This window comes from Lysinibacillus sp. 38-6, assembly GCF_046245175.1.
Lineage (GTDB): Bacteria > Bacillota > Bacilli > Bacillales_A > Planococcaceae > Lysinibacillus.
Genome location: NZ_CP176417.1, coordinates 868,714 through 885,502, shown reverse-complemented (window position 1 = coordinate 885,502; position 16,789 = coordinate 868,714). Strand labels below are relative to the sequence as shown.

The window sequence follows — 16,789 nt, the reverse complement described above, 5'->3', positions numbered from 1 at the left end:
ATCAAGGTTCGTCTTTTTCATAAATAAAAAAAAGAATCTGAAATTTTGTCAATTTGAACAAAATTTCAGATTTTTCTAATCATTAATTAAGCGATAAAGCATGCAAGCCATATAGACATCGTAAAACTCCGAGTAGATTGTCACATCATTGCCGATTAATTCACTAATTTTTTTAATGCGATATTTCACTGTATTTTTATGAATAAATAAAATCTTGCTACAGTCGTCAAAATTTCCATTGGCATCTAATAAAAAGGCCATCAATGTTTTCAACAATTCTTTATCATCCAATATTGGTTCAATGACTGACAAGGATTCTTCCATCATTTCTTCCCCTTGTTTACTTAAATCTATCGCCCTTTTCATTGATTTTATTTCTGCTGCCGTATACAATTTGCGCAATGGTAAAATGGCATGAACTTTTTGGCCAACCTGATTTACTAATTGATACATTTGTCGAACAGCTTTTGTATTTTTCATTTTTGGCGAATAAATAAGTTCATCAATAGATGTGTCGAAATTTGTCGTCTGAATAAATTCACTCGCTATTTCAAATTCATTATATTTATATAAACAATTCCCTAACAACACAATGATGCAATGATCAATGCATTGAATCACTCTTGTTTTGTAATATTTTGAAAGTTGTTCATCCAATTCATCTCGAATACATTTCTCTTTTGTTAAATCATTAATGGTCACTAACCACATCATTTGTACAGCCGAAACGTCTATATGGAGGATATTCGCCAATCGTCGCATTTTATCACTTTCATCATTAATAATCGCTTTGACTAACGCATACTCACTTACATCATCATGCTTGTCTCCCCAAAGATTAATGGCCACTTGTACGACTTCACTAATTTTTTCGATGGTCCTCATAGGCAATCTCGTATTTTCTTTAATAAGGAACAAATAAAGTAGCTCGCCATTTTTTTGTTGGACACTTTTATATTCAATTACACAAGCAATCTCATTATGGAATAGCTCCAATTCACCTTTATTTCGATTGTGTAAATTACGTGAAACTTCCAAAATGATGTTCGATACATCTAATGAAGAGTTGCGAGGCCACATCACTTGGTTGACAATCTCAAAATGGGTATTGGTTAAAACAATATTTGCTTTCAGTCGATCAGCTAACATTTTTAGCGTAATTTCTACACTTCTTAAATGCTCTGGTAACAGTGACACCTTTTCTAATGTTTCCTTTACAAAATGGTCATTGACTGCTTGATGACGGATAATGGTTTCCATCACTTCATAAATGATTTCATTATACCTGAGAGAATAATCATTTTTAGGCATACAAATAATTAGAAAATCTAGCTCTTCTGCAAGTTGTAGCACTTCTTGTGGGATGTCTGGTAAAACAATACCAACATAATATAAAATTAAACCTAATTCACCTAGGTCATGTAAATATCGAATGGTTTCACATTGTTTTTCAACACTATTTCGAATCGAGTAAAAAGAGCTAATGACGAGTTCTTCCGCATACCACTCTTCTTGCACTGTTTGCACAATTTTCGAACAAAAATCTCCATCTGAAACTTCTAAAACAGATAACGAGGAAACCGTTCGACTAACATTATTGCGACCTGTTAATACTTTTGCTCCTCTAAAGGATGGTAATTGCAGCAGATCATTTACCGTTACCCCCATATTTCTTCACCACTACTTCATTAAAAATTTGTATACTATTAAACTATATTGGCATCTTAACTGAAGATACCTTATGAAAAAGGGTATCACATTCGACATAATATTTCAAAAATAGACATTTTTCATGAATTTATAGTTACAATGTCTGTCCCTTACTTCGTAATCTGTGAAATTTCCACATAATAAGCAAGAAATTATCCATAAAAAGGTTATATCATGCTAAAATTAGAAATACACTTTGAATTGGATGAGGGGGATACCATGTCAGAAAATACGAATCTCGTTGCTAAAGAAGTACGTATAAGTATGCAAGCGGATTGTCAAAATTGTTTTGGCTTATGCTGTACCGCACTAAATATTGTCGCATCGAGCGATTTTGCTATTCATAAACCAGCTGGCACACCATGTCCCAATTTGCAAGCTAACTTTAGCTGTCAAATTCATCATGAGCTAAGAAACAAAGGCTTTAATGGATGTACTGTATATGATTGTTTAGGAGCTGGCCAATGGGTATCACAAACAACTTTTCATGGACAAGATTGGCGTGCTAACCCTGAAATAGCTGATACAATGTTTCAAGTATTCCCGATGATGGAGCAGTTATATGAAATGATTGCCTATGTAGCGGAGGCAATGTCCTATGAAATCTCACAGCATTTGTACGATCAATTACAGGAACAGTTAGAAAAATTACAACACCTAACTAAATTAGACGCTAACACACTGCTAGCGATTGACATCCTTCAAATTCGACTACCTATTAACGCCCTATTGGTAAAGACAAGTGAACACATTCGCCAGAAAAAAGTATTGAACAATAGACGTAAGATTAGTTATCGAGGTGCCGATTGGATGGGCAAAAATTTAAAGGGCAAAGATTTAAGTGCAACCGAATTAAGAGGTGCCTATTTAATTGCAGCAAATTTAGAAAATGCAGATTTAAGAGAGGTAGATTTTATCGGTGCGGATTTACGAGATGCGAATATACGTGGTGCCAATCTATCAACTGCGATGTTTCTAACGCAAATGCAAATCAATTCAGCGTTAGGAAATAGCGCGACGAAGCTACCTTATTATTTAAAGATGCCGCTGCATTGGATACGAAAATAAAGGACAGATTAGAAGAATTGTACACTTCCATCTGTCCCTTGTCGTTATTTTGCTTGTTTCTTTTTATAAATAACGGTCGCAATCACAAGCACTAGTAAAATAGCTTGCCCAATCATTGTTTCGAGCGTTGGATAAAAGCCTATAAAACTTATGACTGGTAAACCATCGACAATGGTCGTCGACACACTATCTCGCAGTTGTAATGTATGCAAGCTAACACCGATAATTTTAAAGGCCAATACATAAATTAACACCGTTGCCACAGCAAAAAGCTTATGAATAGCAATTTTGCCACTTGCTTTAAATAGTACAAGCGCTATAACCGTAAGAATAGCAAGTGCAAGAATGATACCAAGGATAAATTGAGACGTTGCCATTTTCGGGGCAATTCCGGCATAGAAAACAAGTGTTTCAGCGCCTTCACGGAATACCGATAAGAAGCTGACAGAAGCCATCGCAAAGACCGATCCACTGGAAATTGCATTGCCCATCTGTTTTGAAATATAACGATTCCAACTTGCGACACTTGATTTGCTATGCAGCCAAATGCCGACGCCTATCATCATCGCCGCAGCAACGAGCCCTACATAACCTTCCATCATTTCACGGTTTGCATCCACTGTTGCGGAATTGAAAATCGTAGACATAACGACCGCCGCTACGGCTGATAATACTATCCCAGCAAACGCCCCTACATAAATCCATTTACGTAAAGCTTTTTGCCCGGATTTATTTAAAAAGGACACTAATGCCAAAATAATAAGTAATGCCTCTAAGCCCTCACGCAGTAAAATTAATGCCGAATCCCAAATCGTATAATCTGAATTGCCTTGAATTAATTCAATTTCAGTTCGAAAGTGCTCAAGCTTACTTTTAATACTTTTAACATCTACTTGAGATTTTAATAAGTCACTGACTAAAATCGGCATATCACTTTCAATTTTTGTATAAAGACTGCCATTGCGCGTAGAAATTTCAATTTCTACGCTCGGCCAAATCGTAATGAACTCACGAATTTTATCGGATGCTGCTTTGTAATTGCCTTCATCAATGAATTCATTGGCCTCATCTATATTAGCAATTAATGTAGCTAAAGAATATTCGCCCTCTACAACTTCAGCTGTATCCTTACCCGCTACAAAATTTTCGATTGTTTTCTTTAATTCTGCATATTGCGTTTGCATTAAAGCTACATCTGGCGCTTCTGATGCAAGTGTTATGCGGATAAATGCCATTTGTGTTTCGATTTGACCGTACATCGCGATGCTTTGTTCACGCACAGGACGTTCGATTTTTTTCCATTTGGCATTAAAATCTTTATACGCATCGTTAATTGCCGCTACATCTCCGCTTGCTAAGGCATCTTCAAATGCTTTCATAATTGGTTTAAACTTTTGTCCAAATTCTACTCGCTGTGCCCCTTCATCGATAGGGTTTTCAAGCTTTTCTAAAGCACGTAAAGCATTGGATAGTGCTGACAATGCCTTTAAGCGCTCTTCCTTTGACGAAGCATTTACAGCTTTGTCGAGTATTTGATCGACTTCTTTTTTAGCATCTGTTTGTTCGGATGAGACAGCAGACCAGTCTGTAGCAAATTGTTCTAGTGCACGTTTTGCTTCCGCATCCTTGTCTTGCTTTGTATTCATCAGCGCGTCACTAATGGAAATGTATAAGTGACTATAAGATTGTGCTGCCTGCACTGGAACAGCTAGTGCAATAAACAGGCAAACGATGATACTACAGCGCATTAAAAAGTGCTTCACCTAAATAACTCCCCTTTTGTACACCAGGGAAGCAAGCGAACACCGCACTGCCTCGATGGGTAATATATTCATTCATTTTATCCAGTCGCCCTAAACTGTTTTGAACCGTAATAAATTGCGCTGGATCTTTTTGGAATGAGATAAAGATAAGCCCTGCATCATGAGCCCCTGTATTGGACATAACACCTGATGCGTACGAATACGAGCGTCGCAAAATACGTGCACCTGATTTACGTGCTAAATGGACATGTGATGTATCAGGCATAATATACTCGCCTTTGCTATCTTTTTCTTCTATATCGAAATCATCAAATTCCTTCGTTTTTCCTAAAGGGGCGCCACTATCACGATGACGACCAAACGTTGCTTCCTGATCTTTTAAAGACGTACGATCCCAAGTTTCAAGATGCATTTGCACTTTGCGAGCAACTAAATAGGAGCCACCCTTTAACCAACCTTTATCGACCCATACTACTTTATTTAAGTCTTGTTCATCTTTAATAGAAGGATTGACTGTGCCATCTTTAAAGGCAAATAAATTACGCGGTGTGCCACCTTCTGCTGGGAAAGAGTTAAAGCCCGCTTGAGACCATTTAATCTCCACTTTTCCAGAAGCTGCACGCACTAAATTACGGACAGCATGGAACGCCACTTGCGGATCATCCGCACATGCTTGAATACAAAGATCACCGCCTGTATATTCCTTTTGCAACTGATCTTTTGGAAAATGCGGTAAATCGGCTAATTCAGCAGGTTTTAAATGGGCCATACCAAGCTTATCGAATAAAGAAGGACCGACTCCTACCGTAATCGATAAATTGGAGGCATTTAAGCCTTCTGCTTCTCCTGTATCGCCTGTTGGTACTCTTGTATTAGTAGTTAAATCGACCATTAATTCACCATTCATTAAACGGACCATAAGAGGTGTCCATTTTTTAAACAACGCTTGTAACTCCTCTTTCGATGTTACTAACACCGTTAAAGAAGCAAAATAAATGTTTTTTTGAACAGGCGTACTAATGCCGGACTGATGTTTCCCGTAAAAGTTTACTTTGTTCTTTGCCGTTGTGCTATCCTCGACAGTTTCGAACACATCATACCCCATCGCTTTCATGACGCCACCAAAGCCTGAAGCACCAATCGCAATTCCTGCTACGCCCATGCCCGTAAGCTTTAACATCTCACGTCGCGATATTTTTTTATTAATCCATTTTTCTTCATTTGACGCTGTCATTCGTTATCACTCCAAAATAATGCCCATTTGACTTAAAGGTTCACCTAACTGGTTCACCGCAGCTGCAAGTGCCTTCGTATTGTCTGCTGTTAATTCTTCGTACGAAATATAGCCCCCATCAGCTGTTGCATGTTGTGCTAATAAATCATCTACTGCTTTAAATTTTTCATCTAATGTCGCTACTAACTCTTTATCTTTTGCTTCTAGTTTTGAACGAAGAATGGCGAAGATTTTTTCTGCACCTTCAATATTGGCTTTGAAATCGTAAAGGTCAGTATGGGAGTATATTTCTTCTTCCCCTGTTATTTTTGAAGTGGATACTTCATTTAATAAATCGACCGCCCCTGTAATCATTAAATCAGGCGTTACTTCGACTGTTTGAACAAGCGCATGTAATTCTTTCGCATCTGCTAGAAGCTGGTCTGCCACAGCTTCATAGCCGGCTGTTGTATTTTCTACCCACAGTGCATGTTCAAGCTTATGGTAACCAGTCCACTCCTCTTTGCCTTTCCCTTCTTCTTCGATATCGGCTAAACGGCCATCGATACGTGGGTCAAGGTCGCCGAAGCTTTCAGCAATTGGTTCTGAGCGCTCAAAATACATACGTGCTGGCGCATAGGCTGCTTTTGCTCCTTCGATATCTCCCGCTTTAAACAGATTGACAAATTTTTCAGTACTTAGCAAAAATTGATCCATTTGCTCTAATGCAAATTGTTGATAGGCTGCTAGTTCAGTAGTTAAATCTACCGCTGCCGTTTGTGCTGTTTGCTCTGTTGATGGTTGGTCCTCTTTTTTTCCTTCGTCTGCATTTCCGCAGCCAGCCATCAGGAGGCCACCTGCTACTAATACTGATAATAATGATTTGTTTTTCATGCTAAATACCTACTTCCCGAATTAGTCTCTAACGTGAATGATAATCATTATCATATTTGATTGCAAGAAGTATTTTTAAATTAAGAAAAAAACGTCATTTTGCAGTTGAAATTTCTTTACAACAAGCAAAATAACGTTTTTTCTACAATATAATGATTCTAATCTACTAAATATTGACTTGTTTCATCTTTTCATTTTTTCCATATAAGAAATAATAAAGGACGATTGAAAGGAAAATAACGGCAACCATCGCTAAGAAGATGGCACTATATCCCATCGCCGGTACAAAAAATCCTAAGAAATAAGGGCCAACACCTAGCCCTAAATCATATAAAATGAAATAGGTTGACGTCGCCAGTCCTAATCGTTCATTTGGTGTAACTTTAATAGCTATTGCTTGTGCAACTGAGTTGAAATTGCCATAGCCAATACCAATTAAAGCCCCAGCTATTAAAAATACACCAGTGCTTGTAGCGGAACTAAACGCATACATACCAATTGCAAATAATATAAGACATGGATAAATAATAATATTAGCGCCTCTAGCATCAAGTAATTTTCCCGTAAATGGTCGACTAGCTAAAATGACAAGAGCATAGACGATAAAGAAATAACTGCCTGCTGTTACTAAATGAAGCTCTTTTGCATAAAACGTCATAAACGACATAACACCTGAATAAGCAAAGCCAATTACCAGTGCTACAAAGGCAATCGGTAAAGCACGCATCTCGATAAAGTTAGTGAGCTTGAAGCCCGCTTTGTCCGTCATATTTTTCGCTTTTTTCGGTGCATCTGGAACTTTCACGATAAAATACATCAGAAAGCAAATAATGGCTAATACTGAATCGACCGCAAAAATCATGCGATAGTCTTCAAATAATTGTGTTAATAAGATGCCGATAAAAGGTCCAATGGCAGTTGCTAAAATGGCACTTAAGCTGTAATAACCTATTCCTTCACCGCGGCGTTCTGCTGGTAAGATTTGTGCAATAATCGTACCTGTTGCTGTACTCGCTATACCAAGCCCAATGCCCTGTATTAAACGATTTAGAATGAGTAATGGTAAATTGAAAGCGATAAAATATGACATTGTCGATAACATAAATAGTAATAAGCCACAAAATAATGTTTTTTTACTGCCCCAATCACCAATTATACGTCCTGTACCAAGACGTCCAAATAGCGTTCCGATAATAAAAATACTTGATACTAGCCCTGCTGTACTAGTAGAAGCGTGAAAATTTTCTACCGCATAGCCTGCTATTGTAACCATTAATAAATAAAAAATTAAAGTAATCGTAAAATTAATAAGTGATACGATTAAAAAGTCTTTTGTCCATAATTTCTGTCTAGATACTTCCACTTGTTTCCTCTCCTACTGATGAATGTTTTTACTTATGTTTGCTAAAACCCGAGAAGCAATTTCAATATCTTGTTTCGAAACACCCGCTAACGCTTTTTCTAATAATGGTTTTATATGCTCTTGGATTTCGTCCACAATTTTTTCGCCATATGGCGTTAATTGGACAACTTTAGCTCGTTTATCTTTCCCTGCTACGGTCTCTACATAACGAAGATCTACTAGCTTTTGTACAAGCCTCGTTACACTCGGCTTTTCAATAGACATAAAGTTGGCAATTTCAACTAATGAATGCGGACCTTTATCAATTAAAAAGCGTAAAACAGCCCACTGGGAACTATAAAGCTGATATGGTTCCAATTGCCTGTTGAGTTGATTCGTAAACGGACGGTACATTAAGCGAAATTCATTAAAAAATTGCTGTTCAATCGTCAAAAAAATCACTCCTTAATTAGTTAGCCTAGCTAACTATATCTCAAATTACGCCATTTGTCTAGATTGTTGCTTGTTATAAATTGTGTTGTTTGCACATGCTGTTGCAACAAAAAAACAACTGAACAGCGCAAGCCATTCAGTCGTTTTTCCGTAATAAATATAAAAAATATGGGGCGCCGATACATGCCACAACAATTCCTGCAGGCACTGTAGCACTCGAAATAACCACGCGTCCAATCGTATCAGCTAGCATTAATAAACTAGCGCCAATACATAATGTGATCGGTAAAAACAATTGGTAACGAGGGCCTACAAGTTGCTTTGCCATATGCGGTGCCATTAAGCCGATAAAGGCAATGCCACCCGTTACAGAAACGGCTGCGGCCGCAAGAGCAACCGCCACCAGTAATAATTGCAGTCGTTCTTTGGCGATATTAATGCCTAAGCCAATTGCGGTTTGCTCAGTCATTGCTAGCACATTTAAGACATTCGCTTTATAAAAGATAAACGGAATGCAGATGACAAGCCATGGCACGAATGCCCAAAGAAATGGCCAATCCGTTCCCCATACACTCCCCGCAAGCCATTGTGCAATAAACTGCACATCTGAACGTTCAGCCGAAGAAATGAGGAGCATCATAACACCTGATAGTGCCGCTGCTACACCTACCCCAATTAAAACAAGTTGCACAGGTTGCACACCTTGATTGCGCTTATATGAAAAAAAGTAAATACAAAGAGCCGTTAGTACAGCACTTATAAAACCAACCACAGGTAATATATACGCAAAGTGTGGTAAATCACCGTTTACACATAAATAAAATATCGTAATTCCCACACCTGCACCAGCATTGATGCCAATGATACCAGGGTCAGCTAAATCATTTCGTGTAACCCCTTGTAACACTGCTCCTGCCATTGCTAAAGCCATACCTGCTGCCGCAAGCACAAATAATCTTGGCAAGCGGACAGAAAACAATACAAAAGACTCTTTAAAACTACCATCTCCAAACAAGATAGGTACAATGCGATCAATGGACACAGAGGCAGCGCCTAGCGACATGCCCATGACAAAAATAAGCAATGTGAGCACGAGCCAAACGATCAACCATGTCCGTTGTTTCTTTTGTGCCATTTTAAACAAATTGACGACCTCCCTTACGTACAAGCAGTAAGAAGAACGGAAGGCCGAGTATTGAAATAATCGCAACTACAGGCGTTTCATACGGCGCATTTACGATGCGAGCAAGCAAATCTGCAGCGACCATTAACAAGCCACCTATAAGTGCACTCATTGGCAAAACAAAACGATAATCTGTTCCAACGAATGCACGGACAATATGCGGTACCATTAAGCCAATAAATGCTAGATTGCCTACAAGCGCTACAGCGGAGCCCGCCAGTATGACTACTACAACCATCATTATCACTTTAATCAAGGTTGTATTTTGACCTAAGCCGACAGCTACCTCTTCATTTAAACTTAAAATGGTCAGCTGACGACTAAAAATAAACGCAATGACTAAGCCGATGATAATAAACGGCACGATGATTAACACCTGCCAAGTTGTCCCTACTAAACCACCGCTTGTCCACATCGATACATCTTTGGCAATTTTAAATAATATGCCCGTCCCTTCTGCCACTGCTTGTAAAAGAGCCGAAACTGCTGCCCCAGCTAATACAAGCTTCAATGGAGAAAAGCCTCCTTTTGTCGATGCACCGATACTATATACAATGATCATCCCTACACCCGCTCCGATAAAACATGCCAAAATCAGCATAGAATACGAAGATTTCGGGAGTAATGCTAACATTAACGCTAACGCTGCATTGGCACCTGCAGTTAAACCTAGTAGCCCCGGGTCTGCTAAAGGATTTCTCGTAACGCCTTGCATAATAGCACCAGCTACTGCCAGTGCACTACCAACAAAAATAGCAGCTACAATACGAGGAAATCGAATTTCACGTAATATCGCATAATGCTTGCCGCCTTCTTGGCCTATAATTGCTTGAAATACGTCTTGTAAACTTGTATTCGCAGCACCAATACAAAGCGAGAGTGCTACTATGACTGCTAACAAGAGCAGTGATAGTAACACTTGAAGCCAAAATGGGAAATGCCGAAACTTTGTCATTTGCCTTCGCTACTCTCTACTAAAATTATTGTAAAAACTTCTCTTTAAAGAATGTTAGTTGGTATTCTAATGTGATTGGGTCATTAAAGTAAAATGCGTTCCCATTGATTTCAAATAAATGGCCATTCTTTACAGCTTCTAAATCTTTATACCAAGGAGCATCTGCAATAGAAGACTCTTGACCATTAAACGTACTAAAAATAACATAGTCGCCCGCATATTCATTTAACACTTCACTAGATATAGCGAAATAACCTGGTTTAAGCGCATCCTGTTTTACTTTTTCTGGCATGTTTAAGCCCATTTCTTGATATAAAATTTCTGTGCCACGACCCCAATTATCGCCATAAACATACATTTGTTTGTTAAACATTTCAGCAACTGTCACCGTTGCATTTTCCCCAATTTTCGCTTTAATTTCTGACCCTGCTTCAGCAGCGCGTTTTTTAAAATCTGCTACCCATTTTGTTGCTTCCTCTTCTTTGTTTACAACTTTACCAATCTCAATAAATTGTTGTAAATAATCGACTTTACCATAAGTAAATAACACTGTCGGTGCAATTTCTGCTAATTTATCGGCATTTTCAATACCATTTAACCCAATGATTAAATCTGGATCAAGCTCAATGATTTTTTCAATATCCGTATTTTCTACGACCACTGCATCTTTAATAGACTCTTTGAAGTTTGGATTATCGGCAGCCCATGAATCTACACCTACAACATCAACACCTAGTTGTATTAAATCCCCTACAAATGATGATAACACGACTACGCGTTGAGGATTTGCTGGTACTTCGATTGGACCTGTTTCAGATTGATACGTAATCGTTTCCGCTGTTGAAGACGCATTGTCCTCATTTTCTTTCTTCGCACTATCTTCTTTGTTGCCGCATGCTGCTAGTACAAGAACGACAACCATAAACATTGGTAAAAGCCACTTTTTCATTTGAATATCCCCTTTTAAGTTGTTTGTAATAAGTTGTATGTAATGCACATCGGTTTGTCTGTTCGTGGATCTTTTCCAATGACTGCATCAATTTGAAACACTTTTTGTAATACTTCAGGTACAATGACTTCCTCAGCTGTACCAAATTTCACAAGCTCTCCTTGCGACAGCGCCACAATATAATCAGAAAAACGCGCTGCTTGATTTAAATCATGGAGCACCATAACAATTGTGCGTCCCTCTTCTTCATTAAGCCTGCTTAATAATTCTAAAACCTCTAATTGATGGGCCATATCTAAATAAGTCGTTGGCTCATCTAAAAAAATAATATCGGTTTCTTGCGCTAAAGCCATCGCAATCCAAACACGTTGTCGTTGCCCACCAGACAAGGCATCCACTGTGTGATGACGAAAAGCATTTGTTTTAGTAACCTGTAAAGACCAATCGATCACATCTTTATCTTTTTGCGATAAATTACCGAACCCTTTTTGATATGGAAATCGACCGTAGGACACAAGTTCTTCAACTGTTAAACCATGGGCACTTTCAGGACTTTGTGGCAAAATAGCTAGCTCTTTCGCTAATTCTTTCGTATGCATTTTCGCAATATTTTGACCGTCTAAAATAACCTGTCCACTGTCATGTTTTAAAATTCTTGTGATGGCCTTTAACAGCGTAGACTTGCCACAGCCATTGGAACCAATTATTGTTGTAATTTTTCCATCCGGAATTTGTAATGATAAATCATGCACAATGGTTTTGTTGTCATAGCCAACACGAATCGATTCAATTTGTAAACGCAAAACATACCCTCTCTTTCTTTTTACTCATACACATGATATGATAGCAACAAAGCGATATTGATAATCATTATCACTACAGATAGTCTAGTTTTCCGATAAGTATTTGTCAAATACTTTTTTAATATTTTTTTAAGGATGTGGCGAAACAAGTGCAAGATATATACGATGTGACGATTATTGGCGGTGGGCCTGCGGGCTTATATAGTGCCTTTTATAGTGGGTTACGAGGCCTGAAAACAAAATTGATAGAAAGCCAGGAGCAATTAGGTGGCAAGGTGTTGCTTTATCCTGAAAAGTTAATTTGGGATATTGGCGGTCATCCCCCGATTTTAGGTGAGCAATTGGTTAAACAATTGATTGCACAAGCCAAAACTTTCGATCCAACCATTTTAACGGGTACGAAGGTCGACTTTATCGAACGTCTTGGTGAACTATTTGTTTTACATACAGCACAAGGAGAAAAACATTACACGAAAACCATTCTTTTAGCGATTGGTGGCGGCATTATTCACCCTCAAAAGCTGACGTTAGAAGGTGCAGAGAAATACGAAATGTCTAATTTACACTATACAGTACAATCTTATAAACGTTTTGTGGGCAAAGATATCATTATTTCAGGAGGCGGTAATACGGCGATTGACTGGGCAGTGGAACTAAGCCCAATCGCTAAAAATGTCACTGTCGTTTATCGAAAAGACATGCTATCAGCCCATGAAGCTACCATTCAAGAAGCGCTCGATGCTGGTGTACAAATCGAATGCAACACAACGATTACTAAGCTATCCGCAAATATAGATAAAACAGCTATAGAATTTGTGACATGTGAAAATTCACAATCTAAACAAAGCTATACACGCCAAATTGATGAGGTCATTGTTAGTCATGGCTATAACCGTGAAGCATCTCTTACATTTGATGAGGCCATTTCGATTCCTAAAAAGGATGACTATTATTTTGAAGGAAAAGCGACTGGTGAAACAGCCCAACCTGGCATATTCGCGGCAGGCGATATATTATCGTTTGAAGGCAAAATCCATCTTCTACTCGGAACCTTCCAAGATGCTGCGAATGCAGTAAACTCAATTAAAACTTATTTAGAACCAAGCGCTCATCGAAACGCAGTGGTTTCTTCCCATAACGACGCCTTTAAAGAAAAAAACCGCTCCATTATTGAAAACAGTTTATTAAGATAAGATGCTAGAAATAGAAAAAGTGTTAGATTGACTCGGGCAATCTAACACTTTTCATATGTGAACGTTGGTGTCCCGCTTTGGTGGGGATTTGTCCTAACCTATCGGCGATTCGTGGACCACTATCAGCGATTTCTTACGGTTTATCGGCGATTAACGGGCTTCTATCAGCGATTTCCTACGGTCTATCGGCGATTCATGGACTTCTATCAGCGATTGGTCCACTCTTGCTAGCAGTTATACTATAATCTAAATGTGTAAAAGATACCCAACATTAATCATTTAAACCTTTCCCATCAAGAATTTGCTGCGTGTATTTTTCAATTCTAGAGACTCTCGTTTTCGCTTGCTTCGCCTGTGAAAAGTAAAAAATGTAGGCTCTTTGGCGACCAGGTGTTAAGGCCTCAAATGCTAACTTTAAAGGAGGGAGCTCATCGAATTTCGCTTGCAATTCTTCGGGTATATCGTAATCCTCATTCGTTTTTAACGCCACTACTAGTCCTGCTTTTTCTACTTCAATAGCTTGTTGAATATACGCCTTTAAATCGCTTTCCATCGCCATAATTTCTTGGACACTTGTAAAACGAATTTGGCGAGCCGCTTGTACATTTTCCGTTTGTTGAATTAGAATGCCTTTCGGATCCTTTAACAACGCACCTTTATGAAACAGTAGCGCACAGTAATTTTTAAAGCCATGAATTAATACGACGTTCTTATTGTCCAATGTATAGCAAGGGTGCATCCACTTATAGTCTTCCGTCAGCCCACAGTCCAAAACCATATTTCTTAACGCTACATATTCTTCTTGCCATGTTTTCGCTTTACTAATAAAGTCATCTACTTTAGGATTAGTTTTCAATTTTGTCATAAACGAACACCCCTTCATCACCATTTCCTATTCCAATTGATTAATAATAAGACATGCATTGGGATGTTGTCTAGCTACAGTCGCAATCAGCTATTACCAATTTAATTTCCCTACATCTTTTAACGCTGTATTAATATCCTTGTTCATGTGTTGTAAGGCAGCGCGTGTTGCCTCTTGAATTGCTTGTCTCGACTGCTGTTGTGCTTTTTCATAGGCAAAAATAATACTTCTTGATGCACTAATTAATGCACCGAAGCCATCTTCATTAAATGCATTCGTAATATCTTTTCCATTACCACCTTGTGTCCCATAACCTGGTACTAAAAATAGTGATTGAGGCATTTTTTTGCGATAACTGGCTTGTGCTTCTGGATACGTTGCACCAACTACAGCACCAACCGATGAATAACCATATGTACCAATATCCCTTTGTCCATATTCCTCGACTAATGCAGCAACATTTTCGGCAATCGTTCCATTTTCAGTCAATAATTCTTGGAAATCACCTGAAGTGGGGTTGCTCGTTTTAACTAATATAAACAAACCCGTCTTCTTGTCTACAGCTTGTTGAACGAACGGCTCTAAACTATCGCTTCCTAAATATGGATTTATAGTTAACGAATCTACTTTTTTAGGTGTTTTCCAGTCATTTTGTAAATTGCCAAAAAAAGATGTAGCATACGCTGTAGCAGTTGAATCGATATCGCCTCTTTTTGCATCCGCAATGACGATAAGCTCTTTTTGTTGCGCATATTCAACCGTTTTCCAAAAAGCTGCTATGCCAGGTGCACCATACTCTTCATAATAGGCAAGTTGTGGCTTTACAATGGCTACGTCCTCAAAAATAGCATCAATAATTAATTTATTAAACGTAAACAATGCATACGCTGCACCATTATCATTTTTTCCATATTTCTCTTCTGCTTCATTTAGAATTATTGTTGGCATACGTGTTATCACTGGATCCAACCCTACTACTGCATGGGATTTTTTTTGTTGTATAGCGGCGCAAACACGGTCTGCAAAATGAATATTAGTCATGAATACCTCCAAAATATAGTAAATTTTACTTTTTCATTATAACAAAATATCGCTAATATTTTGCTCAAAAAAAATAGAGGGTAAAATATTATTTTATCCTCTATCAACTATTAAATTTTGCATACTCTATTTACTTCATCGAAACCATCGCCAAACGTAACCTTACAATATAAGTACGGTGAATCCTTACACTAGGTTCTAAATAGACTTAATAGAGATCCCATCTGTCTCAGCATATTCACGCCACTCGTTATCGTGTCTGCGTGCCCCTTCATAGTACTTAGATTATCTGCTAAACTTCCAAACCGAGAATTTCGGGGTTGTTGATTATTAAAAGAGCTAGGTTGCGGACGCATATTTTGCATCATCGGATCAAAACCTTGTCTATATCTTCGTGGTACTGGCCTTCTTCTAGGATTTTGCGAATAATATGGCATCAATTCACCTCCTATACAAAAATCGTTTTATATAGTATACGTCTCGATTTTTTTTATGTTTAGACATTAGGAGACGGTGTAGAAAAATAAATAATAGAAATGCTTCATTTGATTTACTTTTTATCATATAGTCCATCCCAAACCAAATTTAGGAACCATACTATTTTTATTTTCATACTATACAAACAACAACAATAAAGAAGGTGTTTGTCCTGTCAAATTCCAAATATCTCGATTTTTTGTCCCTATTTGGTGTTAGTGGCGCACATCCAGGTGGTCTAGCATTAACGAAGGAACTATTAAAGTATGAGAACATTGATAATAAGCTGCAAATATTAGATGTAGGCTGTGGTACAGGCCAAACAGCTGCCTATATAGCTTCCACCTATCAAGCCAATGTGACGGGCATCGATAACAATTCCATCATGATTGCTAAAGCTCAAAACAGAATGGCAAAACACCGTCTCCCCGTGCAAATTATCCAAGCTTCCATCGAACAAATACCGTTAGCAAATAAGCAATTTGATTTGATTATTTCTGAATCTGTGCTGTCCTTTGTCAGCAACAAGTCTCAAGCGCTTGATGAAATTTACCGCGTAATGCAAAACGGTGGTAAACTGATTGCCATTGAGTTCACCATTAAAAAAAAGCTGGATACAATGAGTACGGAGGATATTCAACAATTTTATGGCTTTGATCGTTTATTAATGAAAAAAGATTGGGTTGCTCTATTTAAAAATGCTGGATTCCAAACGATTCATATTCGCAAAAACAAATCTATTTCTTCAGCACCTGAATTGAATGTTTCACAAAATATCGAACAAGACCTTTATCAAGTGATGGACCAACATATTGCGATGAATAACAAATATGATGGGATATTGGACTATCGAATTTACTATTGTACGAAATAGTTTAGT

16 protein-coding genes are annotated in these 16,789 nt (G+C 38.1%); 4 read left to right on the top strand and 12 right to left on the bottom strand.

Translation table 11 applies throughout. The features are described from left to right. Positions 1-75: 75 nt before the first annotated feature. Positions 76-1,668 (bottom strand): PucR family transcriptional regulator, encoded by a 1,593-nt coding sequence (locus ACKVEV_RS04605; protein WP_409369233.1) that lies wholly within the window; start codon positions 1,666-1,668, stop codon positions 76-78. A gap of 261 nt (positions 1,669-1,929) precedes the next feature. Here ACKVEV_RS04605 and ACKVEV_RS04600 point away from each other — a divergent pair, with 261 nt between their 5' ends. Next, on the top strand, positions 1,930-2,778 hold the full coding sequence (locus tag ACKVEV_RS04600) for a pentapeptide repeat-containing protein (protein WP_409369232.1): 849 nt from the start codon (positions 1,930-1,932) through the stop codon (positions 2,776-2,778). 44 nt (positions 2,779-2,822) lie between these two features. Here the strand turns inward: ACKVEV_RS04600 and ACKVEV_RS04595 are convergent, their stop codons facing one another. From ACKVEV_RS04595 to ACKVEV_RS04555, 9 genes are all read right to left on the bottom strand, one after another. Continuing rightward, positions 2,823-4,541 (bottom strand): FTR1 family protein, encoded by a 1,719-nt coding sequence (locus ACKVEV_RS04595; protein WP_409369231.1) that lies wholly within the window; start codon positions 4,539-4,541, stop codon positions 2,823-2,825. Continuing rightward, on the bottom strand, positions 4,516-5,775 hold the full coding sequence (gene efeB / locus ACKVEV_RS04590) for an iron uptake transporter deferrochelatase/peroxidase subunit (RefSeq protein ID WP_409369230.1): 1,260 nt from the start codon (positions 5,773-5,775) through the stop codon (positions 4,516-4,518). Before efeB ends, ACKVEV_RS04595 begins: the two co-directional genes overlap by 26 nt. Before the next feature lie 6 nt (positions 5,776-5,781). Beyond that, entirely contained in the window at positions 5,782-6,648 is an 867-nt protein-coding gene (gene efeO / locus ACKVEV_RS04585) for an iron uptake system protein EfeO (RefSeq protein WP_409369229.1), read from the bottom strand. Between the two features lie 166 nt (positions 6,649-6,814). Then, a complete protein-coding gene (locus ACKVEV_RS04580) occupies positions 6,815-8,011 on the bottom strand; it encodes an MFS transporter (protein WP_409369228.1) in 1,197 nt (398 codons plus the stop codon). Positions 8,012-8,023: 12 nt separating this feature from the next. Next, positions 8,024-8,452, bottom strand: a complete 429-nt coding sequence (locus ACKVEV_RS04575) for a MarR family winged helix-turn-helix transcriptional regulator (protein WP_409369227.1) — start codon at positions 8,450-8,452, stop codon at positions 8,024-8,026. 127 nt (positions 8,453-8,579) lie between these two features. After that, positions 8,580-9,587 (bottom strand): FecCD family ABC transporter permease, encoded by a 1,008-nt coding sequence (locus tag ACKVEV_RS04570; protein ID WP_409369226.1) that lies wholly within the window; start codon positions 9,585-9,587, stop codon positions 8,580-8,582. Beyond that, positions 9,580-10,581, bottom strand: a complete 1,002-nt coding sequence (locus ACKVEV_RS04565) for a FecCD family ABC transporter permease (RefSeq protein ID WP_409369225.1) — start codon at positions 10,579-10,581, stop codon at positions 9,580-9,582. The genes ACKVEV_RS04570 and ACKVEV_RS04565 overlap by 8 nt, the downstream gene beginning before the upstream one ends. Before the next feature lie 25 nt (positions 10,582-10,606). Next, positions 10,607-11,530 carry an ABC transporter substrate-binding protein gene (locus ACKVEV_RS04560; RefSeq protein WP_409369224.1) on the bottom strand — a complete coding sequence of 308 codons (924 nt, stop codon included), beginning with the start codon at positions 11,528-11,530 and terminating at the stop codon, positions 10,607-10,609. 14 nt (positions 11,531-11,544) lie between these two features. After that, a complete protein-coding gene (locus ACKVEV_RS04555; protein ID WP_409369223.1) occupies positions 11,545-12,333 on the bottom strand; it encodes an ABC transporter ATP-binding protein in 789 nt (262 codons plus the stop codon). 149 nt (positions 12,334-12,482) lie between these two features. On the opposite strand from ACKVEV_RS04555, the gene ACKVEV_RS04550 reads away from it, so the two are divergent. Next, positions 12,483-13,526: an NAD(P)/FAD-dependent oxidoreductase gene (locus ACKVEV_RS04550; RefSeq protein ID WP_409369222.1), complete on the top strand. Its 1,044-nt coding sequence runs from the start codon at positions 12,483-12,485 to the stop codon at positions 13,524-13,526. Between the two features lie 77 nt (positions 13,527-13,603). After that, the gene (locus ACKVEV_RS04545; protein ID WP_409369221.1) at positions 13,604-13,771 is read left to right on the top strand and encodes a hypothetical protein; all 168 of its coding nucleotides are present in this window, start codon (positions 13,604-13,606) and stop codon (positions 13,769-13,771) included. 26 nt (positions 13,772-13,797) lie between these two features. On the opposite strand, the gene ACKVEV_RS04540 is transcribed toward ACKVEV_RS04545, so the two are convergent. After that, a complete protein-coding gene (locus ACKVEV_RS04540) occupies positions 13,798-14,391 on the bottom strand; it encodes a YdeI/OmpD-associated family protein (RefSeq protein ID WP_409369220.1) in 594 nt (197 codons plus the stop codon). Positions 14,392-14,484: 93 nt separating this feature from the next. Then, entirely contained in the window at positions 14,485-15,432 is a 948-nt protein-coding gene (gene pyrF / locus ACKVEV_RS04535) for an orotidine-5'-phosphate decarboxylase (RefSeq protein ID WP_409369219.1), read from the bottom strand. A 676-nt stretch (positions 15,433-16,108) separates the two neighbouring features. Between pyrF and ACKVEV_RS04530 the strand changes: the two genes are divergently transcribed. Further along, positions 16,109-16,783, top strand: a complete 675-nt coding sequence (locus ACKVEV_RS04530; protein WP_409369218.1) for a class I SAM-dependent methyltransferase — start codon at positions 16,109-16,111, stop codon at positions 16,781-16,783. The last annotated feature ends 6 nt before the right edge of the window (positions 16,784-16,789 follow it).

Excerpts from the sequence above, each read along its gene's own strand:
- ACKVEV_RS04605 (WP_409369233.1), bottom strand. The coding sequence starts at position 1,668 with ATGGGGGTAACGGTAAATGATCTGCTGCAATTACCATCCTTTAGAGGA.
- ACKVEV_RS04560 (WP_409369224.1), bottom strand. The coding sequence starts at position 11,530 with ATGAAAAAGTGGCTTTTACCAATGTTTATGGTTGTCGTTCTTGTACTA.
- efeB (WP_409369230.1), bottom strand. The coding sequence starts at position 5,775 with ATGACAGCGTCAAATGAAGAAAAATGGATTAATAAAAAAATATCGCGA.
- ACKVEV_RS04540 (WP_409369220.1), bottom strand. The coding sequence starts at position 14,391 with ATGACAAAATTGAAAACTAATCCTAAAGTAGATGACTTTATTAGTAAA.
- efeO (WP_409369229.1), bottom strand. The coding sequence starts at position 6,648 with ATGAAAAACAAATCATTATTATCAGTATTAGTAGCAGGTGGCCTCCTG.
- ACKVEV_RS04565 (WP_409369225.1), bottom strand. The coding sequence starts at position 10,581 with ATGACAAAGTTTCGGCATTTCCCATTTTGGCTTCAAGTGTTACTATCA.
- pyrF (WP_409369219.1), bottom strand. The coding sequence starts at position 15,432 with ATGACTAATATTCATTTTGCAGACCGTGTTTGCGCCGCTATACAACAA.
- ACKVEV_RS04600 (WP_409369232.1), top strand. The coding sequence starts at position 1,930 with ATGTCAGAAAATACGAATCTCGTTGCTAAAGAAGTACGTATAAGTATG.